Source organism: Nocardia aurantiaca (assembly GCF_009708175.1).
Classification (GTDB): Bacteria; Actinomycetota; Actinomycetes; order Mycobacteriales; family Mycobacteriaceae; genus Nocardia; species Nocardia aurantiaca.
Genome location: NZ_WMBB01000006.1, coordinates 372,819 through 396,186 on the forward strand (window position 1 = coordinate 372,819; position 23,368 = coordinate 396,186).

At 69.5% G+C, this 23,368-nt stretch carries 5 protein-coding genes; 1 reads left to right on the plus strand and 4 read right to left on the minus strand.

What is annotated here, in order from left to right; translation table 11 throughout:
* Position 1: 1 nt before the first annotated feature.
* Positions 2–130 carry a hypothetical protein gene (locus tag GLP40_RS34830; protein ID WP_407671597.1) on the plus strand — a complete coding sequence of 43 codons (129 nt, stop codon included), beginning with the start codon at positions 2–4 and terminating at the stop codon, positions 128–130.
* 123 nt (positions 131–253) lie between these two features.
* Here GLP40_RS34830 and GLP40_RS15260 read toward each other — a convergent pair whose 3' ends face one another.
* The 4 genes from GLP40_RS15260 to GLP40_RS34835 are packed head-to-tail and all read right to left on the minus strand — an operon-like array spanning position 254 to position 23,361.
* A complete protein-coding gene (locus tag GLP40_RS15260) occupies positions 254–7,729 on the minus strand; it encodes a non-ribosomal peptide synthetase (RefSeq protein WP_154788520.1) in 7,476 nt (2,491 codons plus the stop codon).
* The gene (locus tag GLP40_RS15265) at positions 7,726–18,162 is read right to left on the minus strand and encodes a non-ribosomal peptide synthetase (protein WP_154788521.1); all 10,437 of its coding nucleotides are present in this window, start codon (positions 18,160–18,162) and stop codon (positions 7,726–7,728) included. The genes GLP40_RS15260 and GLP40_RS15265 overlap by 4 nt, the downstream gene beginning before the upstream one ends.
* Positions 18,149–18,994, minus strand: coding sequence for a 3-hydroxyacyl-CoA dehydrogenase family protein (locus GLP40_RS15270; protein ID WP_154788522.1), 846 nt, complete (start codon positions 18,992–18,994; stop codon positions 18,149–18,151). The genes GLP40_RS15265 and GLP40_RS15270 overlap by 14 nt, the downstream gene beginning before the upstream one ends.
* The gene (locus GLP40_RS34835; RefSeq protein WP_328290194.1) at positions 18,991–23,361 is read right to left on the minus strand and encodes a condensation domain-containing protein; all 4,371 of its coding nucleotides are present in this window, start codon (positions 23,359–23,361) and stop codon (positions 18,991–18,993) included. Before GLP40_RS34835 ends, GLP40_RS15270 begins: the two co-directional genes overlap by 4 nt.
* Between the last annotated feature and the right edge of the window lie 7 nt (positions 23,362–23,368).

Genomic DNA, 23,368 nt, shown 5'->3' on the forward strand with positions numbered 1-23,368 from the left:
GGTGCGCTGTTTGCCCGGCTCTTTCGACCCGATGACCAACGGCAACCTGGATACCATCGGACGCGCCGCGACGCGGTTCGCTGAGGTGATCGTGGCGGGGAGGGGCACGTCAGATGTCAGATGCCGATGAGTCACCGACCGGGTTCTTCGAACCTCTCGGCGATGGGTTCGTTGCACTCGAAGCGGCACGAGGCCCATGGAGACCCGATTCGATCGGATCGCGGCGACTTCTGCCGAGCCGCTGGCGCGGTGCCTACCGGTTCGGCACGCACAACATCTCCAACGCGGTGGTCATGGCGGTGACGATGGATTCGATGGTGGGGTGGTTGAAAAGTTCGGCGGCGTAGACCATTTCGCCGTGGATTCCGGCGGGGTCGCCGTCCGGGGTGTACTCCTCGCGCAGGTTGAGTAGGAGTTCCCAGGGGGTGTGGCGGACCGGGACCGGGCGGTGTCGGATCGTCAGTTCGGCTCCGGCTGTGGCGATTTCGACGCCACGGAGGTAGGTGACCATGACTTGGAAGAGTGGGTGGTGGGTTCGGGAGCGGGGTGGGTTGAGGAGTTCGACGAGGTTGTCGAAGGGGAACTCCTTGTTGTCGTAGGCGGCGAGGACGCGTTCGCGGACCTGTTGGATGAGGTCGGAGTGGGGTGGGTCGGCGGAGAGGTCGACGCGGACTATCGCGGTGTCGACGACGCAGCCGACCAGGTCCTGTAGACCCTCCGCGTCGCGGGCGCTCAGGGCGACGCCGATGGGCAGGTCGGGGCCCGCGCCGTGCTCGTGCAGGGCGAGGGCCAGGGCGGTGTGGACGAGCATGTAGATGCTGGCGCGGTGGGTGCGGGCGGTGTGGGCGAGGGCGCGGTGGGTGGCGGCGTCGAGGTGGACGGGGACGGCTGCCGCGGTGTTCTCGCGACGTTCGGCGCGTGGACGATCGGTGGGTAGCACCGGATGGGGCGACAGACCGTCGAGCGCGGTGCGCCAGTAGCGCGCCTGCCGGGTCAGCAGGCCGCCGTGCGCGCCGCCGGACTCCAGCGATTGCCTCAGCCACAGCGTGTAGTCCGCGTACTGTGTTGCCGGAATAGGCCATTGGGGTGCTTGCCCGGTGGCACGCGCACGGTAGGCGGTGAGCAGGTCCCGCTGGAGTACGGCCAGGGATTCCCCGTCGCCGGCGACATGGTGGAGTACGCCGAGCAGGACGTGGTGCTCGGGGCTCGAGCGGTAGAGGCGAATGCGCAGAGGTGGTTCGGTGGTGAGGTCGAAGCCGCGTAGCAGCTCGGAATCGATTGCCCTGTCCACGCTTTCGCCGCCAGAGATATCTACTATGCGGAAGTCCGGCTGTGCGGACTCCATGGGCAGGATGCGCTGGATGGGACCGTCCAGGGCGTACGGCAGAACGGTTCGCAGGATTTCGTGCCGTTCGACCAGATCGTTCACGGCCGCTTCCACCGCCGTCATGTCGAGCGCACCGTGCAGTTCGAGTCCGGTGGCGATCAGATAGTCGGGGCGGTTGCCGCTGAGATAGTTCACGGTCCACAGCCTGTGCTGTGCGGGCGTGAGCGGGATCGGGTCAGTTCGGCGCACGGCCGCAATGCTGTGCGGGACATGTCCGGGTTCGCGCCGATCGAGGGTCTGCTCGAGGGCGGCGATGGTCGGCGATTCGAACAGATCACGCAGTGAAACCGTGACTCCGAGTGCGGACCGCAAGCCCGCGACGACGCGGATCGCGGACAGCGAGTTGCCGCCGAGTGCGAAGAAGTCATCGGTGACACCGACTTCCACCACACCCAGCGCCTGCGCGAACGTCGTCGCGATGACCTGCTGCCGTTGCGTGCGAACAGGAACGCGATCACCGGCTACGGGCATGGGCAGCGCGCCGACATCGAGCTTGCCGATGGGAGTCAGAGGCAATTCGTCCATGGCCACGATGGCCGAGGGCACCAGGTACGAGGGCAGGGTCGCTGCCAGCCGGGTCCGCAGCGCGGCGGTATCGACCGCGCTGTCCCCGACGACGTGAGCGATGAGCGACTGCCCGCTCGCGGCCCGGCGCGCCGTGACGATCGCCGCGGTGATGCCGGGTTCGCGGAGGATGGCCGCCTCGACCTCTCCGGGTTCGACGCGAAAACCGTTGATCTTCAACTGTCGATCGGCACGGCCGAGGAAATGCAATAGGCCGTCGGCGTCCCAGCTCCCGAGATCACCGGTGCGGTACATGCGCGCACCGGCCGGGTCGAACGGGTCGGCGACGAAGCGATCCGCGGTGCGGACCGGATCCCGGTGGTAGCCGTTGGCCAGTCCCGCGCCGGACAGGTAGATCTCGCCGGTGACCCCGGCGGGTACCGGTCGCAGCGCCGAGTCCAGGACCACGACCCGGGTGTTGTCGGCCGGGCGTCCGACCGGGACCGGCATGTCCGGCGACATGTAGTCCGGGATCGCGAGGCCGAGCGCGAAGCTGGTCGCCTCGACCGGCCCGTACAGATTCGTCACCACCGGCGGGTGCTCGCCCCGCCGCACCGCCGCGGCGGCATGCGGCGGCAGCACATCCCCGGCGGACGCGATCATCCGCAGTTCGGCGAGCTCATTCGGAATCTGCTCGGCCAGTATGTGAAACAGGCCCGGCGGCAGCATGATCGAGGTGACCAGGCCGGCTCGCAGTACCTCGGTGTAGTCGTGCGCGTCGAGGACGCCGGATCGCGCGAGCACCACGGTGCGGCCGTTGAGCAGCGGCAGCCACAGCTCCCACACCACCATGTCCCAGGTGTACGGCAGATGCATCAGCATCCGCTGGTGCCCGTCGTTCTGGGCGATCCGATCGCGGGCGCGCGCGACGATATTGCGGTGGGTGACCTCGACGCCCTTGGATGCCCCGGTCGATCCGGAGGTGAACATGAGCGTGGCCACGGCATCGGGAAGAACGGCGACACCGAGATCACCGTCATCGAACTCCGTTGCCGCACCGTCGAGTTCACGTATCACCAGTTCGGCGCCGGTGAACGCCAGCAGCCGTCGCACGTGCGCGGGCGGGTAGCGGTCGCTCAGCGGCACGCACACCGCGCCCAGCTTGGCGATGGCGAGAAAAACGACCACGAGATCGATCGAGCGCGGCAACGCGATACCGATCGGCACGCCCGGTCCCGCGCCCCGGGTGCGCAGCCAGCGGGCGACCTGATTGGCCCGGGCGTTCAACTCGGCGTAGGTGAGCTCCGCACCGTCGCACCACAGTGCGACATCGTGTGCGTGCACTCGTGCGGTCGACTCGAAACACTGTGCGAGCCCGCCATTGTCGATATCGGCCGCCGCGCCGCGTCCGGCGGCGAGCAGTTCGGCTCGGCGCGCGGGCGGCAGCAGGTCGAGTCGCCCCACCGGGGACTGCCGCGGTGCGGTGAGCGCCGCCGCGGCGACCAGGATGCGCGACCACACCTCGTCGACATCGGTGAGGGCATCGACCTGTTCGAGCCGCACCGCGATTCGGAAGGTCAGCGTGCCCGCTGCGGGCTCCACGATGACGGTCAGCGGGAAATGGGTTCCGCCGAGGACATTCACCGACGTCACCCGGAACTCCGCGTCCGGGTCGTCGAGCAGAGCGGTATCGAGGGGGAAGTTCTCGAAGACGAGCGAGGTGTCGAACAGGTCGGTCACGCTCGCCGCCGCCAGGATGTCGGGCAGCCCGAGGTGGTCGTACTCCATCAACGCCACGCGTTCCCGCTGAATCCGGACCGCGAGCTCGAGTGGCGTCTCCGATGCGCGCGAGCGCACCCGCAGCGGCACGGTATTCATGAGCAGCCCGACGGCGCCGTCCAGATCGCCGCCATCGCGGCCGGAGACGGTGATGCCGAAAACGACGTCATCGCTTCCGGTCAGATTCGACATCACCAGCGCCCACAGCGCCTGGATCATCGAGTTGAGCGTCAGCCCGTGCGCCGCGGCCTGGTCACGCAGCGCGGTGACCGTGGCGGTGGGCAGGATGAAGGTGTGCTCGTCGGGCCGCCGCCACCGCCGCAGGTCGGCGCGCGCGACCTTGCACGGTTCGGCCCCGGCGAGGGCCTCCGCCCAGGCCCGGCGCGCACCCTCGCGGTCCTGCGCCGCGGACCATTCCAGGAATGCGGTGAACGGTGTCGCGGCGGGCAATTCGAGGCCGCGGTAGCCCAGCAGCAGTTCACGGAGCAGGATGCCCAGTGACCAGCCATCGAGCAGCGCATGGTGGTGCGTCACCAGCAGGGTGGCGGAGTGCGGTTCGGTACGAACGAGAGTGACTGTGACCAGCGGACCCGCCAGCGGTTCCATGTGGGCGTCCTCGGCGCGCACCCGCTCCACCGCGTCGTCCCGCTCGCCGGAAGGCAGATCGACGAGATCCACTACCCGCCAGGGCAACTCGACGTCAGCGCGAATCTCGTATTCCGGTGTGTCGCCATCCACGACGAACCGGCCCAGCAGGTGCGGATGTCGGTCGAGCACCGCGCGCAGGGCAGCGCTCAGCCGCTCCGCGTCGATGGGTCCGTCCACCCGCAGCGCAACCTGTACGAGATAGGGGTCCTCGCCTTCCCCGCCCTGGTACAGCGAATGGAACAACAGCCCCGACTGCAATGGCGTCGCGGGCAGGAAGGTACGGCCGTCGCGCATGGCGAGCGGGCTCACCGCCGCTCGGGCGGGCACCGGCGCAGGCGTCCCGACCGTGCGCGCCAGGGCACGAATATTCTGCTGTTCGAATACATCCCGCGGTGTGATGGCGAGACCGGCGGCACGGGCCCGGTCCGACAGCCGGATGGCGAGGATGCTATCTCCACCGACGGCGAAGAAGCCGTCATCGACACTGAAACCCTGGTGCCCGAGCACTTCGGCGAACACGGCGTGCAGCCGTACCTCGGCATCGCCATGCGGCGAGATACCGGCGGCGGACGCCGTGCCATCGATGGCGAGCGCGCGCAGGGCGCGTTCGTCGATCTTGCCGTTGGGGGTCGTCGGGATGGCGTCGACCGCCACGATGCTGGACGGAACGGCATGTGCGGGAAGCCGTTCGGCGATCGCGGTGCGCACCGCGCCGAGGTCGATAGCCGTGCCGGCGGCATAGGCGACCAGCCGCCGGTCACCCGGCCGGTGTTCCACGGTCAGCACCACCGCCGCTCGCACCGCCGGGAGGGCGCACAGGGCGGCTTCGATCTCGCCCGGTTCGATGCGGAAGCCACGGATCTTCACCTGTCGGTCGGCCCGCCCGAGGTATTCGAGTGTCCCGCCCTCGGTCCACCGCGCCACATCACCGCTGCGATACATGACGGTGCCGGGCCCGCCGAAGGGATCGGCGGTGAAGCGCGAGGCAGTGCGGCCCGGCTGGCGCAGATATCCCGCGGCGACTCCGGGACCGGCGACGTAGAGCTCACCCGGCATCCCGGGCGCGACGGGTCGCAGCGCGGCGTCGAGGATATACACGGCCGAATCCGGTATAGCCGTGCCGATTTCGCCCGTCGACGCGACCCCCGTCAGCGGCGTTCCGGTGGTGAACACCGTTGCCTCGGTAATGCCGTACATGTTGACCAGGCGTGGCGCTTGTGGATCGTGCCGCGCCCACCACTCGGCCAGCCGCCACGGCTCCACCGGCTCACCGCCGAACAGCACGTAACGCAGTGCGAGCCGGTCACTTCCGGCCGGTCGGCTCGCCTCGGCGTCGACCAGCATTCCGAAGGCTGACGGCGTCTGGTTGAGCACCGTAACCCGTTGCGCCACCAGCAGTTCGAGAAATTCACGCGGCGACCGTGCCGTCTCGGCGTCGACGATGACGAGCCTGCCGCCATGGCCCAGAGCTCCCCAGATCTCCCACACCGAGAAGTCGAATGCCGTGGAGTGGAACAGGGTCCAGACATCATCGGCCCCGAACTCGAACCACTGCCGGGTCGCTGTGAGCAGCCGGACCACATTGGCGTGTGTGACCATCACGCCCTTCGGGCGGCCGGTCGTCCCGGAGGTGTGAATCACATAGGCGGGGAACTGCGGCGAGCGCAGGACAGCGGGCTCGCTCGGAACGACCTGCGGCGGGTCGCCGATGCGCAGCACGGGCGTAGCCGAGATCCCCTCCGGGAGACCGACTCCCGCACCCGTGAGTACGAGCGCCGGTGCGGCATCCTCGAGGATCGCACGCAGCCGCGGCCGCGGATAGCTCGGATCGAGCGGAACATAGGCCGCACCCGCGCGCAGCACCGCGATAATGGCCACGACGAGATCCATGGAGCGCGGTAGCGCCAGGCCGACGAATTCCCCGGGGCCGACGCCGTATCCGGCGATGATCCGGGCCAGTACGCGAGCCCGCTCGTCGAGTTCGGCATAGGTGAGCTGCTCGTCGCCATGCACCACGGCGATGGCCCCACCGTTCGCGGTCACCACGCGGTCGAATCGATCGACGAGCGTTCCGGCCACCTCGGCGGTGGCCGATGGCCCGGCCGGATCCGGTGTGGGCCGCAGCATGCCGAGCGGGAGTTCCTGCGGGGCCGCGGCCAGGGCGGCGATGGTCTCGGTGAGCCGGTGATGGTGCGCGGCGAGGTCGCGCTCGGAGTACCGCAGCGTGGTCGATTCCAGCACCACCGACAGCGCCGGATCGCCATTGTCGTAGATGCTGATGTTCAGGTTGTCGGAGCGCCCGGCCGCCAAATGACGCAGAGAGGCGGAGGCGGATCCGAAGCGCAGATCCTTCTGCATGGGCATGACATTGACGGTGGGCCCGAGAATGCCGCCTTGGAGCCCGCTCCCGCCCAGGTCGGCGAGCATCTCGCCGTACTGGAAACGCTGGTGGCGCAGGATGATCAGAGATTCGGCGCGCACGGCGGCGAGTAGGTCGCCGACAGTGGCGGCCGGGTCGACCGTGATCCGCAGTGGCAGGATGTTCGCCGTCATGCCGAGCGCGTGCCGAGAACGCTTGGCGGGCACGGCCAGACCGAGAGTGACCGTGCGCGTGCCCGAATCCGCGTGCAGCAGCAACGCGATGGCGGCGAGCGTCCACACCGGCCACGGGGTCCCGGTGGCGTCCGCCCGGGCGCGCAGTGTCTTCCACTCGGCCTCGCAGAGCACTCCGGCCTGCCGGAGAAACCGATTGCCGGCCGCGGCCGCCGGCGCGGCGGCGAATTGCGGTGGCTCGTACGGCCCGCCGATCGCGAGACGCCGCGCCCAGAACTCACGGTCGGCCGCGAACCGCGTGGACGTCCGGAACTGCTCGTCCTCGGCGACCAGGTCCGCCAGCCGGTCGAATACCGATTCCTCGACCGGACGCCCGTCGAGCAGCGCGGTGTAGGTCTCGGCGACGCGCCGGATCAGGGCTGCCGAAGACGCCCCGTCGAGCACCACGTGATGCGAGCGAATGAACCACAGTGTGCCCGCATCGCCGACATCGAGCAGATGGTGTTCGAACAGCGGCGCGCGCCCCAGGTCGAACGGCCGTGCAAGGGCAGCCTCCATGAACCGCACCGCCTCTCCGTGCGCGTCCGCGGCGGCGCGGAAGCTGTTGCGGTGCAACGGCCAGTCCGACACCTCTTCCACCACCTGCACGACCGATCCGTCGGCCTCGGCGTCGAAGCGCACACGCAGTGACTCCGCCCTGGCGACGACGAGGCGCAGTGCCCGCTCGAACACCTCCTCGTCGAGCACGCCGTGAATCTGCACGTAACCGCCGACGAGCAGACGCTGCCCGGTGTCGTCGAGTTGCTGTGCGACCCAGACATGTTGCTGCGCGCGTGTCAGCGGTAGGCGCCGGGTCATGCTAGCTCCTCGATGGTCGCGTGGGGACGGCGGGCGATGGCGGTCAGCAGCCCCCGCATCACGGCTCCGATCTCGGCCACCTGTGTTCCGTCGAAAGCGGCTCGGAGATAACCGATTCGGACGCTCAGCGCATGTCCCGGATCGACGGTGACCGACAGCGGATAGTGTGTGGCGTCGGTGAGTTCGAGGCGCGCGTCGGTCACGCCGTCCAGGGCGGCGACCGCGGCGGTGAGTTGCTCGGCGTCCACCGGATAGGACTCGAAGGCCAGCACCGTATCGAACAGCAGATCGCGCAGGCCGGCGGCGGTGTGGATCTCGGTCAGCCCGAGTTGGTGGTGTTCGATCATCTCGGCCTGTTCGGTCTGCACCGCGCGCAGCAGATCCGCCACGGGCATACCCGGTCCGAATCGCACACGCACCGGCACGGTGTTGATGCACAGTCCGACAATGGATTCCACGCCGGGCAGCGCGGCCGGGCGACCGGAGACGGTCGCCCCGAAGACCACGTCACCGCATCCGAGCCGACGCCCCAGCAGGATCGCCCACGCCACCTGCACCACAGTGTTGACGGTGACGCCGAGTTCGGCGGCGGTCGCGCCGAGCGCGCCGGTGGTCTCCGCATCGAGGGACCAGCGGTATTCCCCTGTCGTCACCGCACTTTCGCGGGTGCGAGCGGCCGGGGCGACCAGGGTCCGCGCGGTCACGCCGTCCAGGGCTCGCCGCCAGGCCCGGGCGGATGCGGCCGCGTCCCGGTCGTGGTTCCAGGCGAGGTAGTCGCGGAAGGATCCACCCGGCGCGGGCAGCGACGCACCGGCGTAGAGCGCCAGCAGATCGCGGAGCACCAGCGGCACCGACCAGCCATCGAACAGTATGTGATGGTAGGTCACGATCAGCACCGGCTCCGCCTGCGCGACACGCGCGAGCGTGAAGCGCAGCAGCGGCGGACGGGCCGGATCGAATCGCCGTGCGCGCTCCTGGGCGGCCAGTTCCACGAGATCGGCCGCCGTGGCCAGATCTACTTCGCGCCAAGGCAGTTCGACGGTGTCGGGCACCACTTGGACGGGCTTGCCCGAACCGTCGAAGACGAAGGCCGCGCGCAGGTTCGCGTAGCGCCGCAGGATGTCCTGCCCGGCCTGTCGCAGGCGACCGCGGTCGATCGCCCCACCGGGCCGTATCACCGTCTGCACGTTGTAGACATCAGCGACATCGGCGGCGGACGGCGTGGCTATGACGGCATGGAAGAACAGCCCCGACTGTAAAGGGGCGAGCGGCCACACGTCGGTGAGGCGGCCGTAGTCCCGCTCCCAGCCGGCGATGTCATCGCGGCTCACCCGCACCAGCGGGAAATCCGACGGCGTGTGCCCGCCCGCGCGTTCATCCCGGGCGTGCGCGGCGATGGCTCCGAGCGCGGTCACCCACAGCCGCGCCAGCTCCGAGACCGCCGCCTCGTCGAGAAGCGTGGTGGGATAGGTGAATCCGGCGCGCAGCCGGCTGCCCGTCACGATCGCGTTCACGTCGATGGCGGCAGCCGCGGGCAGGTCCGGATCCGGGTCGGCATCCGGTGTCGCGAGCACTCCCGCACCGCGGTCGTCGACGCGGCCCAGGTAGTTGAAGCCGACCTGCCCGGGCATCGTTGCCGGGAGGTGTTGAGCGGCATCGGGATTCAGGTAGCGCAGCAATCCGTACCCGATTCCGTGATCGGGAATGGCACGCAGCTGTTCCTTGATCGTCTTGAGCAGGGCACCGGTCGCCTCGGTCCCGGCCAACGCCGCCTCGATATCGATATCGGCGAGATCGAGCCGGACCGGGTACAGCGAGGTGAACCATCCCACGGTGCGCGACAGGTCCGCGCCCGGCGCGAGCTGTTCCTCACGCCCGTGGCCTTCCAGCCGCAGCAGCGAGACCGGAGCGTCCGTGCCCCGCCGGGCACGCCAGACCGCGAGCGCGAGGGCCAGCGCGGCGATCAGGACCTCGTCGACACCCGCATGGAATCGTGCGGGAACGGTCCGCATGAGCGCCTCGGTAACCGTGTCGTCCACGGCGACGTCGACCGTCGCGAGCCGGGCGGCGATATCGACGGCGGGATCCAGCGGCCGAGCGCCCAGCAGGGGATCCGGTGTCACACAGATTCGCCGCCAGAGATCGAGTTCGGCGACCCGATCCGGTGCGTGCGCCGCATCGACCAGACCGTGCGCCCAGCGGCGCATGGAGGTTCCGACCGGATCGAGCCGCGGCGCGCCGCCACTCGCCGCACTCGCGAGGGCCGCGAACAGGTCGGGCAGGAGGATGCGCCAGGAGACGCCGTCCACGGCGAGATGATGGACGGAAATGATCAATCGGCCCGGCGCACTCCCCCGCTCGGCATCGATCCGGACGAACTGCGCCATCACCCCGGCGGCCGGATCGAGGCGATCCAGCGCGGCGTCGAGCTCCGCGGCTACGAGCTCTCGCAGGATATCGCCGTCCGCGGCATCCTCGAAGGTGGCGCGGTGCACCAGCTTCGATGCGTCCAGCGCGTCCGTCGGCATGGTCTCGAACCGCCATTCGCCGGAGTCGTCGCGGAACAACCTGCTGCGCAACATGTCGTGCCGGTCGATCAGCGCCGTGACGGCCTGGATCAAGGCGTCGTGCCCGGTCCGAGTGGGCAGTTCGACGGTGAGGGTCTGATGGACCCGGCGGAAACCGCCGCCACGTTCGGTCAGCCACCGGACCACGGGCGTCAGCGGCATATCGCCGATACCGCCGCCGGGCAATTCCGGCAGCAGGCGAGGCGCGTCGGCATCCGCCTCCGGTGTCCTCGCGATCGCGGCGATCCCGGCCACTGTCCGGTGCTCGAATACCTCACGCGGCGTGAAGTGCAGGCCGCGAGCCCGCGCCCGGGAGGCCAGCTGAATGGAGATGATGCTGTCCCCACCGAGCGTGAAGAACGAGTCGTCGACACCCGGCCGGTCGACGCCGAGCACCTCGGTGAAGAGCTCGGCCACCGCCTGTTCGGCGGGGGTACGCGGTGCCCGATCCGAGCGCGGCGCCACGACGGGGTCGGGCAGGCCGGCCACGTCCAGCTTGCCGTTGCCGGTCAGCGGCAGCCTTTCGACCGGCACGATGGCGGCCGGTCGCATGTAGTCGGGAACACGTTGCGCGATATGCGTTTCCAATGTCTCGACCGCGAGTGCGCCCGCGGTGGCGGGTACCACATAGGCGATCAGGCGGACCGATCCGGAATCCCCGGCCCGGGCCACGACGACCGCCCGCGCCACCGACTCGTGTTCGAGCAGCGCGGCCTCGATCTCTCCCGGTTCGATGCGGTAGCCGCGAATCTTCACCTGCTGGTCGCCCCGGCCGAGATATTCGAGCTGCCCGTCGCCATTCCAGCGCGCCAGATCACCGGTGCGATACATGCGGGCACCGGGCGCGCCGAACGGATCGGCTACGTAGCGCTCCGCGGAGGTCGCGGGGCGGGCGTGATAACCACGGGCGAGCTGGGCTCCCGTGAGATAGATCTCGCCGCGGCTGCCGACCGGCGTCGGCCGCAGCCGCGAATCCAGGACGCGCACGGTCATTCCCGGCAGACCACGACCGATCATGCTGGCATGTGTCGACCCGGCATGCCTACGGTCCACCGCGAAATGTGTGGCGTGCACGGTCGCCTCGGTGATGCCGTACAGGTTCGAGATCCGGACCTCCCCGGCCGGGTCCGTGTCGTACCATGCCCGCAGACTGCGCGGATCCAGCGCTTCGCCACCGAGCACGATATGCCGTAGCGCGGGCACGGCGGCACGGCGCAGGCCGGCGTCGAGCAGTGCGCCGAAGGCCGAGGGCGTCTGGCTCAGCACCGTAATGCTCTCGCGCGCCAGGAGTTCGGCGAACTCGTCCGGTGAGCGTGTCAACTCGGCGTCCGCGATGACGAGCGTGCCGCCACTCGCAAGCGCACCCCACATCTCCCACACCGAGAAGTCGAAGGCGTGCGAGTGGAACATGGTCCACACATCGTTGTGGTCGGTATCGAGCAGACCCCGTGTCGCGGCGAGCATGCCGACGACATTCCGGTGCGTCACGCTCACGCCCTTGGGTCGCCCGGTGGAACCCGACGTATACAGCACGTAGGCGATATTGTCCGGGCCTGAGGCGATCCCGGACTCGGCGCCGTCGGTGCCGCTGCGGTGGACGCTGTCGACCATCAGGTGCGGCCGGTGGCTCGCGGGCAGTGCCGTACGGTCGGCCTCCGTGGTCACGACGCAGACCGGATTCGTTTCCGCGAGGATGAGTTCGAGCCGCTGCGGCGGATTGCCGAGGTCGAGCGGAATGTAGCCCGCACCCGATTTGAGGACCCCCAGCAGCGCCACGATCAGCTCCACCGACCGTGAAACACCCACGGCGACCAGCGATTCCACGCCGACGCCGTGCACCGCGAGAGCGCGGGCCAGGTCATCGGATGCCGCGTCGAGTTCGCGGTAGGTCAGCGCGCGGTCGCCGAATCGCACCGCGACGGCATCCGTGCGCACCGCGGCCTGGGCACGGAACAGATCCACGAGCGTCACGTCCGGCACCGGCACGGCGGGGCGCTGCCAGTCGCGCATCTGACGGCGTTCCGCCTCGCCGAGCGGATCGATCTGCGCCACAGCGGTATTCGGATTCGCGGCGAGCGCCGCCAGCACCCGGGTCAACCGTTCGCCCAGTCGTGACACGGTCTGCGCGTCGAGCAGGTCGGGCCACCAGCCGGCCAGCAGGTGCAGGCGATCGGTGTGCCGGACGGTCAGCGTCAACGCGTAGTGCGTCGCCTCCCTGGATTGGAATCCGCCGATCGCCAAACCGGCGAATGCGAGAGCGTCCGACCGCAGTTTCGCCTCGTCGACAGGGTAGGACTCGACGACCAGGAGCGTGTCGAACAGGTCCCGCTCACCGATACCGGTCTGCGCGCTGATATCCGGCAGGCCCAGGTGGTGGTGGGAGGTCAGTTCGAACTGCTCACGCTGTACGCGACGCAGCAGCGCGCCCACGGATTCCCCCGGGGCCAGTCGGATTCGCACCGGGATCGTATTGATGAACAATCCGACGATGTTCTCGACGCCTGTGAGGTCGGCGGGGCGGCCGGAGACCGTGGTGCCGAAGAGGATGTCGTCGCGATCGGTGGTGCGCGCCAGCAGGATTGCCCAGGCCGCCTGCACGACGGTATTGATCGTTACCTCGAACTCGGCCGCCAGCAGGGTCAGCGCCCGGGTTTGCGCCTCGTCCAGGTCGAACGCCCGCTCCTGGGGCAGGCCGGCGGGGGCGTGCACCGCGGCGGTGTCGGCCAGCAGCGTCGGCTCCGTGACCCCGGCCAGCGCTTTCGCCCATACCTGCCGGGACAGCGAGTTATCCTGCCGGACAAGCCATTCCACATATCGGCGGTAAGGATGCGAGGGTTCGACCGCGAAACCGGCGTACCCGGCCATGATCTCGCGCAGCAGCAGCGGGATGGACCAACCATCGAGGAGCAGGTGGTGGCAGGTCACGGCGAACCGGGTTCGTCCGTCGCCGAGGCGGAGCAGCAGGAAGCGCAGCAGCGGCGGGGCGGTGAGGTCGAACGGCATTGTGCGTTCGACGTCGAGGAGGCGCTCGTCATCGCCGGCCGCGGCGGACAGATCGACCTCGCGCCAGGGCAGCACCGCCTCGCCGGTGACGATCTGGACGGGGACGCCGGCGACATCCACGTCGAAGGCGGTGCGCAGGTTGGCATGTCGCTCCAGCACGGCGGCCGCGGCCGACCGCAGCCGCGACGCGTCGACCGCGCCCTCCAGATCCAGCACCAGCTGCACCGTGTACACGTCGACCGCGTCCGGATCGAACAGGGCGTGGAACATCATGCCCGACTGCAGCGGCGTAGCCGGCCACACCTCGCTCAGCGTCGGATACCGCTGTTCCCAGGTGTCGATATCGCCCTGTGTGACGCTCACGAGTGGGAAGTCGGATGGGGTGTACCCGCCGGTGGTATGGGGATCGCGCGCGTGCTGCGCGAGGGCGCGCAGCGCCGCGCGCCACAGCTCGACCAGTTCCTCGCCCGCAGGCTCAACGAATATGCCACGCGCATAACCGAAGCCGGTCACCAGGCGGTGGCCGAGGACGATGGAATCCACCTCCACAGCACCCCACGCGCCGCGGCGGGCGTCGGGACGAATGGCCAGCATGCCGAATTCGGTGGAGGGCAGGAAGCCGATTCCGGCGAGTTCCTCCGGAATGTCGAGGCCGGTGATATGCCCGAAGTAGTTGAACGAGATCTCCCCCGGCTCGCCCGGCGGCAGTGCGGCCGCGGTGTCCCCGTTCAGGTATCTCAGCAGGCCGTAGCCGAAGCCGTTGTGTGGTGCCGCCCGCAGCTGTTCCTTGACGGCCTTGATGGCGGCTCCCATGGCCGGGCCGCCGCCGAAGGCGTCATCGAGATCCACTCCCGTCAGGTCCAGCCGTGCCGGGACGATGGAAGTGAACCAGCCGACGGTGCGAGACAGTTCCGTCCCGGGCACCGCGTCTTGCTCGCGGCCATGGCCTTCCAGGCGCAGCAGCACCGACCGCTCGTCCTCGCCGCGCCGCGACCGCCAGCGCGTCACCGCCAGCGCGAGCGCCGTCAGCAGCGCGTCCGCGACGCGGGCCCGGTAGCGGTCCGGAATGACGGTGAGAATGGCGGAGGTATCGCGTTCGTCGAGTTCGACAAGGGTGTGCGCTACGTCGGCCGCCATGTCGCGGTGCGGATCGAAGGGCCGCTCGCCGAAGGACGGCGCCGGGCCCTCGACGATCTCACGCCACAGCGGTAACTCGGCGGTGAGCGCCTCGGTGTGCGCGGCGTCGACGAGCGCGTGCGCCCAGCGTCGCATGGATGTTCCGACCGCGGGCAGCCGCGGCGTGTTCCCCGCCGCGACAGCCGCCCATGCGGCGATGAAGTCGGGCAACAGGATTCGCCAGGAAACGCCGTCGACGGCGATGTGGTGCGCGGCGATGATGAGCATTCCGGGGGCGGTGCCCGAATCCGGTGTCAGCCAGACGAACCGCAATACCGCGCCGACGGACGGATCGATCCGGTCGACGGCCGCGTTCAGTTCGGCTTCGGCGACTACCCGGAGTTCGTCACCGGTGAGGTCGGCGTCGTATGTGACCTGGTGGATGAGGGAGTCCACCTCGACGCTGCCGGGCGGCGTGACCTGCGCATGCCAGTTTCCCGAGCCGTCGCGGTAGAGCCGCGAGCGCAGCATGTCGTGGTGATCGACGACCGCGGAGATGGTCGAAACCAATGCGCCGCGATCGATTCCGGCCGGCAGATCCAAGGTCATGGACTGGCAGAGACGGTCGAAGGCGCCGCCGCGCTCGACCAGGAACCGGAGGACCGGGTTGAGCGGGAATTCGCCGACACCGCCGCCCGGCAGCTCGGCGAGCGGCGGAATCTCCTCTCCGCCGGCGGTTTCGGCGATGGCCGCCAGGCGGGCGACGGTGCGGTGCTCGTAGACCTGTTGAGCGGTCACCGCGATACCGCGCGACCGCGCCCGGGACACCAGCAGGATCGACATGATGCTGTCGCCGCCGAGCGCGAAGAAGGATTCGTCCACACCGATGCCGTCTCGGCCGAGCACCTCGGCGTAGGCGGCGGCGAGCGCGGTTTCGGTGTCGGTGCGCGGGGCACGGAAGGCCACCGTCTCGACAGCGGGTGCGGGCAGGGCCTTGCGATCCACCTTGCCGGAACGGTTCACCGGTAGTGCGGGCAGACCGATGATCGCGGCGGGCACCAGGTGCCTGGGCAGGGCCGCACGCAACCGCTGGTCCAGAGCGACCGGATCGATGCTGTGCCCGGCGGCCGGGGTGACATAGGCGACCAGGCGACCACCGGCCGCACCGGCATGATTGCCGTCATGAACGACGGCAACCGCCTGGGCCACCGATTCCTGTGCGGCGAGCACCGATTCGAGCTCGCCGAGTTCGATGCGCACACCGCGCAGCTTCACCTGGAAGTCGCTGCGGCCGAGGTACTCCAGCTCGCCGCGACCGGTCGACCGCACGATGTCGCCGGTGCGGTAGAGCCGCTGCCCGGAATCGCCGAACGGGTCGGCGACGAAACGTGTGGCGGTCTGCCCGGCCCGGCGCACATACCCGCGCGCGAGCGTCACGCCGCCGAGATAGAGCTCGCCCGGAACGCCCGCCGGTACCGGCCGCAGAAAGGCGTCCAGCACGTGGGCATGGACATGCCACGCGGGTGCGCCGATGGGCACCGCGGCGGTGTCGTTCTCGCCGATCGCGTGCCGGGTCACGGCGACCGTCGCCTCGGTCGGACCGTAGAGATTGTCGTAGCGGGCGCCCGGAGCGACAGTCGGCAGAGCTGCGGCGAGTGCGGGCGTCAGCGCCTCACCGGCGAGCAGTATGCGACGCACACTCGGCGCCATCGGCGCGGCCGCCTGCCGGTGCGCCGCGAGCGTGGACGGCGTGAACTGCACCGTGGTGACATCGTGTTCGATGATCGCCTGCGCCAGCTCGCTCGGGTCGCCGTGCGCACCCGACCCGTCGACCACCAGCCGAGCACCGGCGGTGAACGGCCACAACACTTCCCACGCGGAGACGTCGAACGTCAGGGCGGTCTTGCGAATAACGGCGTCGGTGTCGTCGAGGCCGTGCAGGTGCTGCATCCAGGCGAGATGAGCGCACACGGCCGCGTGGCTGACGCCCACTCCCTTCGGCTGCCCGGTGGAACCGGACGTGAACAGCACGTACGCGAGATTTTCCGGACGCAGCGGGGCGATGCGATCACCATCGGTGACCGTGGCGCCCGATTCGGCGGCCAGGTCGAGGTCGTCGATGTGGATCACCCGGATGCCATCGGGAGCGTCGAATCCGTCCCGGCGCGTGGTGAGGACGCACACCGGCCGCGCGATATCGAGCACCTGAGCATGACGCGACCGCGGATGCTCCAGGTCCAGCGGCAGGTATGCGGCGCCGGTCGCCAGCACCGCGTGCACCGCGAGGATCTGCTCGGCTGAGGGTCCGAACGCGAGCGCCACCACGTGTTCCGGTCCGACACCGAGGTCGATCAGCTTGCGCGCCAGACGATTCGAGTCACCGTGCAGGTCCGCGTAGGTCGTGCGGGTTTCGCGTCCGACGATCGCCCACGCCTCCGGCGACCGGGCCGCCTGCTCGGCGAACAGAGCCGTGAGTGTCGTGGACGCCGCGACCACGCCGGCGGGGGGAGTACCGATGAGACGCTCGATCTCCGCCGGTGCGGCGATCTCGACCCGGGCGATGGGCGTGTGCGGCGCGCGGACCAGCCGCTCCAGCAGCCGAACCAGCCGGTCCCGGTGCGAACGATGCGCGCCGGCGACGGCGATCCGCCATCCACCGGCCGCCTGATCGTCGACGCACACGGTGAACTCGTCGCCGTTTCCGAAGCACTCGGTCACCGATGCCGTGCCGACACTGTCGATCGCGGCACCGCCGAGCATGCGTACCGCGAGCGGCCAGTGCCCGTGCACCGGCGAATCCGCCCACGGCTCATCGATATCGGGAATGAACCTGTGTCGCCGGGCCTTGCGCAACTCCCGCCCCACCTGTGTGGCGATCGAGTGGAACCCGGCTTGTGCCGTGACCGGAATCCGCAGCGGCACAGTAGTTTCCCCGGTATCGAGTGCGACCACGCACTCCCCCGCCGACGCCGTGCGACACCCGTAGACGGCCAACGCGGCCAGCATTACCGCGGGCGCGCCGCCCCCGCACGCCCGCGCGATCCTGGTGAGTTCCGCCGACGCCCCCACCGCTGCCCAGACCACCTCGTCCGCAGTGCCGGCGGAAGGACGCGTAATGCCCGCGGCGGGAGATTCGGGCCGGGCGGCATCGACGAGGGTTTGCTCCCAGTAGTCCCGGTCGGCGGACCATGCGCCTGATTCGCGGTATCGGCGTTCGTTTTCCAGTTGGTCCCCGGTCGCGCCGAACGGCGGATTCGAGCCGGGGATCGGGGGCGCGCCGCCCAGGAGGTCACGCACTCGGGCGAGGATCGCGAGTGCTCCCGGGTGGTCGTTGACCAGGCGGTGGTAGCGCTGGTACCAGCCGAGTCGGCCGTCCGGGAAGCGGAAGACGGCCTGCCGGTACAGCGGCCCGTGCGCGATATCCATGGCACGCGCACGTTCTTGCGCGATCCACTCGGCGACGAAATCTCCCGGTCGGGTCCCGTCGGCGCTGAGCACGGCGGTCGGCGCGGGCGCGTTCTCGCGCACCTGGATCGCGCCGGCGTCATCACCGAACACACTGTGCAGCACCCGACATTCCGTCATGACCGTGTCAACCGCTCGGCGCAGGGCGTCCGCGTCCACCGAGCCGGTCAGTTCGATGTAGAGGTCGACGTAGCGATCACCGGCCGCGAGGGCGGCGCGTTGCGCATCGCTCGGGACTCGTAGTTCGGCCGTCGCGGTGGGTGTGGTCTCAGCGATAGTCATGGAATCCTTGTCCGGTCTTGCGGCCGAAATGTCCTGCGGCGACGAGCGTCGCGAGGGCGGGCGGAATGCGATAGTGGTCCTCGCCGGTCTCGCACCGCAGTACCTCGATGGTGTCGGCGACGTTGTCCAGGCCGATCAGATCGGCGGTGCGCAGCGGGCCCATGCGGTGGCCGAGGCAGCGTTCGAAGAGGGCGTCCACGGTCGCGGCGTCGGTGCCGGTGTCGAGGGTGGCGGCGGCTTGCGCGATGCTCAGCATGAGCAGGCGGTTGATGACGAACCCGGGACGGTCGCCGACGACGAGGGCTTCCTTGCCGAGAGCGGTGAGCAGGTCGGTGGCGCGCGCCATGGTGTCGGCCGAAGTCTGTTCCCCGCGAACGACTTCCACCGCGTCGGTCAAGGGGGCCGGGTTCATGAAGTGCAGGCCGAGCACGCGATCCGGGCGACCGGTCGCGGCGGCGAGCCGGGCGATGGGGATGGCCGACGTCGCGGAGGCGAGCACGGCGTCGGCCGGGCAGACGCGGTCCAGTTCCGCGAACAGCTTCTCTTTCAATTCGATCTGCTCGACCGCGCACTCGATGACGAACTCGACCGCGTCGAGGTCGTCGATGCGGTCGGTCCAGCGCACCCGGCGCGCCGTCTCGAGCGCCGCGCGCCGATCAGCGCGGCCCAGCAGCAGCGCCAGGCGCACCGCTTCGTTCAGGCCACGGCGCGCCCGCTCCGTGGCGGCCGGATCGGGTTCGACCACAATGACATCGCGTCCCGCCTGTGCGAGGCATTGCGCGATGCCGGCGCCCATGGTGCCCGCGCCGATGACTGCCACGGCCTCGGTCATCGGATGACCTCCGCTTCCGCGATGCAGCGCAGCGCGATATCCGGCACCGGATCGTTCGGCGTCTCCAGCAGGCCGTGCAGCAGCCGGGTCAGATCCGAAAGCATCCGCTGCGCGTTCGATTCGTCGAAAAGTTCTGTGGCGTAGACCAGTTCCAGGATCGCGCGGTCACCGACCTGCCGGTCGAGCGCCAGCTCCGCGGTGTCCGGCCGGGTGTCGCCGAACCAGATGGCCCCGGCGCCCGCGGCGGTCGCCGGGGCGGCCAATGCCGCGGCGGCTCGTTCGAGCAGTTCGGCCCCGGTGGGTTCGTCGGCGAGGTCCACTCGGGCGGTACCGGTCGCCAAGCCGACAGCTACCTCATCGGAGCCGGAGTACCAGCTCAGCAGGGCCACCCAGGCGGCGAGCAGATCCGCATCGCCCGCCACGACATCGAGCCGCTCACATACCGTCCCCGGTGTGTATCGGGCCGAACCGTTTCTACGCGGTCTATCTGTCGGAATATTCAGTGCCACAGCCTGTTCCGCCGCAGCCGCGTCGGCGGCCGACGGCACGGTGACGACCAGTTCCTCGATCGAGCGATCGGGTGCCGACTCCACGATTTCGGCGAGGATCTCGAGGTAGGCCGCGGCGAACCCCGCGGCGGTGCGCTGGGTGAACAGCTCGGTGCTGTACTCGAAGCAGGCCAGCATGTCGTGGTCGTCGCTGCGGTCGTAGGTGATCAGGCTGAGGTCGAATTTCGCGGTGCCGGGCGGCAATCCGCCGAAGGCGTTGTGGATGGAGTGCTCCGAGTCGAAGAACTCCATTGCCCCGCCGCCGAGTGGGTTGACCGATCCGGTGCCGGTGAGGTCCTGGTGGACGTAGAGCACATCGAAGATCGGGGTGCGGGACATGTCGCGCTGATCGTCGAGGGCGTTGACCACCCGCTCGAAGGGGATCTGCTGATTCTCCAACGCGCCCAGCACGATTCCACGCACTCGCTCGAGCAGATCGCCCAGCGTCGCGGGACCGGAGAGGTTGGCGCGCAGGGCGACGGTGCTGTTGAAGAAGCCGATGAGCCCCTCCAGCTCGCGGCGGGTGCGGCCGGTGGCCGGTGTGCCGACCACGAGGTCGCGCTGACCACTGCGCCGGGCGAGCAGCAGATAGAAGGCGGACAGCAGCACCACGAACAGCGACACCGACTCCCGCTTGGCGACCGTGCGGGCGGCGGCGAGCAGCGTCGCCGACACCGTGAACGGCTCCAGCTCACCGGCGAACGTCTTACGCGCCGGTCGTGGGAAGTCGGTGGGCAGCCGCAGTTTCGGCGCGCCACGCAGCATATGCACCCAGTATTCGAGCTCGTGATCGAGCGCACCGGAGTCGAGCAGCTCCCGATGCCAGCGCGCGTAGTCGCGGTAGCGGATCGGCAGCGGTTCCAGCTCGGCCGTGCGTCCCTCCCGCCGGGCGGCATAGAGCACCGGAATCTCCCGCGCGAGGATCCCCGGAGTCTGGCCGTCGGTGACGCAGTGATGGCACACCACCTGCAGCACATGCGTATCCGGAGCGAGCTTGACCACCAGCACCCGCACCATGGGGTCGCGGCCGAGATCGAACGGCCGGAGGGCGGCCTCCCGGATCAGCTCGCGCGCCATGGCGACCGAATCGGTTTCACCGGAAACATCGATGAACCGGAAGAACTCACCGAGAGCGGGCCGGACCCGCACCCCCGGCAAACCGTCGGCCTCGACGAGGTTGTAGCGCAGCGGTTCGTGCCGCTCCGCGAAATCCTCGAAGGTTCTCTTGACCGCGTCGACGTCGATCGGCCCGCGCAGCACGTTGACCACCGGATAGTTGTAGAGCGTGGTGTCCGGAACAAGCTGATGATGGAACCACATCCGTTCCTGCCCCGGCGACATGACCAGTTCGTCGGTGCGCGTAATGGCCGCCGGCATGATCTCGGGTGCCGGGCGCGCCCCTTCCCGCAGCAGTTGCGCGAACTCGGCCACCTTGGGCCGCTCGTACACATCGAGCAATTTCGGCCGGAACCCGAAGGCCTCCTCCACCCGCTCGACCAGCTGCACGGCGATGATCGAATTGCCGCCCAGGTCGAAATAGTCTTCCTCCAGCGCGATTTCGGTCTCCGAGTGCAACAGTTCGCGCAGCACTGCGCGCAACCACTCCGCCGCATCCGACGGCACAGCAACCACCGGACGCTCGGGCGCGACGACAGCTTCGACGGTCTCGGACGCGATCTCGGCATGCGATGCCGCCGTGGGCAGTTCAACCCAGCACCGGGTGCCGCGCAGCGGGTGCCCGGGCAACCGCACCCTGCGCCCGGCCCCGTCCTGCACCCGCGCCCAGTCGAGGTCCACTCCATGCTCGTAGAGCCGCCCCAGGATGCCGAGCGCCCCCGCGGAATCGCCCGAGCCGAACAGAACTTCCGCATCCGCGCGCCCCGCGAGATCCTCGGTCAGGTACCGCCCGAGCATGCCGTCCCGACTCGGATCGACGAAGACGACCGCCCCATCCCGCAACAGCGTTTCCGCCGCCGCGAGCAGACGCGACCGGTCCACCGTGGGCCTCTGCGCGGCCGCAGCCAACTCGCCCGGGTCGACGGGCTCTCGCGACCCGAGCAGATAGCGTGCCGCGAACTTCGACGCTCCCCCGCTGAGCACGGCCGCGAATTGAATCCCACCGGCACGCAGCCGATCGTGCACGGCGAGCTGTGCCGCGAGCACCTCGGCCGTCTCGCCCTTAGCGGGCAACTGTTCGGGCAGTTCGGCGCCGCCTTGCTCGGTCGGTAGAGCACCCGGCGAGAGGAGCAGCGCCACTCGCGGCGCGACCGGCCTCACACCGTCCGAATTGACGGCAGCGCCACGTGTTTCGAGCAGACCTGCCAATTCCGTTGTATCGCTGGCATAGACCGCGATCCGATGGGCGAAGTGCGCACGGCCCCGACCGAGCGTGAACGCCGCATCCGCGAGATCGATCGAACCGTCCCGCAAACGCCCCGCCAGCGTGCCGCACAGGTCCGCGAGCGCCGTCGGCGTGCGCGCCGAGACCCCGATCAACCAGGGCACCGGCTTTGGACTCGCCTCGGCGAGTGCAGCTTCCGGCTGCGGTATCGCATCCGGGGCCTGCTGCACGACGCAATGGGCGTTGGCGCCGCCGAGGCTGTAGGAGCTCACACCCGCCAGGCGCGGGCCGTCGCTGCGCCACGGTCGCGGTTGTGTGACCACTTCGAGATTGGCCGCGGCCAGGTCGAGATCGCCCGTGGGACGGTCAAAGTGGAGGGAAGGGAACAGTTGCCCGTCGGCGACCGACAGAATCGCCTTCACCAAGCCGGCCACTCCCGCGGCGTGATCGAGGTGGCCGATATTGGTCTTCACCGATCCGATCGGGAGGGCGATGACGCGTTCGGCGAACGCGGTGCGCAGCCCCTCCAGTTCGACGGCGTCGCCCAGCCGGGTGGCGGAGCCGTGGGCTTCGAGGTAGCCGGCATCGCGAGGATCGGCTCCGGCCTTGTGCCAGGCGCGCGCGATGACCCGGGCCTGCGCGGCGGCGCTCGGGGTGCTGATGGTCACGGCGGAATGGCCGTTGTGCAGGACGGCGCTGCCCCGGATGACCGCGTAGATCGGAGCACGGTCGGCGCGGGCGCGCTCGAGGGTGGTCAGCAGCAGCGCCGCACCGCCTTCACCGGGGACTGTGCCGTCGGCGTCGGCGTCGAAGGCGCGGACCTGGCCGCCGGGCGAGGCGATCTCTGTCATGGTGTGCGCTGTCCAGGCCGGAGCGCCGTGGGCGCGGACGCTGACTCCGCCGGCCAGCGCGTAATCGGCGTCGCCGCCGCGCAATTCGCGGCAGGCGTGATGGACGGCGATGAGGGAGGCGTTGCAGCCGCTGTCGACGGCGTAGCAGGGGCCGTCGAAGCCGAGCAGGTGCGCGATGCGGGCGGGGACGCCGAAGGGCAGATTGCCCAGCATGGCGAGCGGTCCGGGGTCGGCGGCCATGGCGTGATAGCTGGGCATGGGCGCGCTGAACACGACCGCGGTCGTGGCCGCGCGCAGCTCCGCGGGTGCGTAGCCGGCGTCCTCGATGGCGCGGTGCGCCAGTTCCAGGGCGATCCGTTGCTGCGGATCCATCAGTGCCGCTTCGCGTTTGGACAGGCCGAAGAACGCGTGGTCGAAGGTGTGGATATCGGTCAGGTGCCCCATGGGCAGGTACCGGACGCGGCGGTCCAGGGCGGTCGCCTCAGCGCGGGACTCCGGCATGGGGCCGATCGAATCCCTTCCGGCCGCGAGGTTCTCACGGAACTCGTCCAGATTCGCCGCGTCCGGGAACCGCGCGCCGATGCCGATGACGGCGATGTCGTCGTCGCGTAGAGCTGGTTCGGTCACGATGTCC

Excerpts from the sequence above, each read along its gene's own strand:
- GLP40_RS15260 (WP_154788520.1), bottom strand. The coding sequence starts at position 7,729 with ATGACCCGGCGCCTACCGCTGACACGCGCGCAGCAACATGTCTGGGTC.
- GLP40_RS15265 (WP_154788521.1), bottom strand. The coding sequence starts at position 18,162 with ATGACTATCGCTGAGACCACACCCACCGCGACGGCCGAACTACGAGTC.
- GLP40_RS15270 (WP_154788522.1), bottom strand. The coding sequence starts at position 18,994 with ATGACCGAGGCCGTGGCAGTCATCGGCGCGGGCACCATGGGCGCCGGC.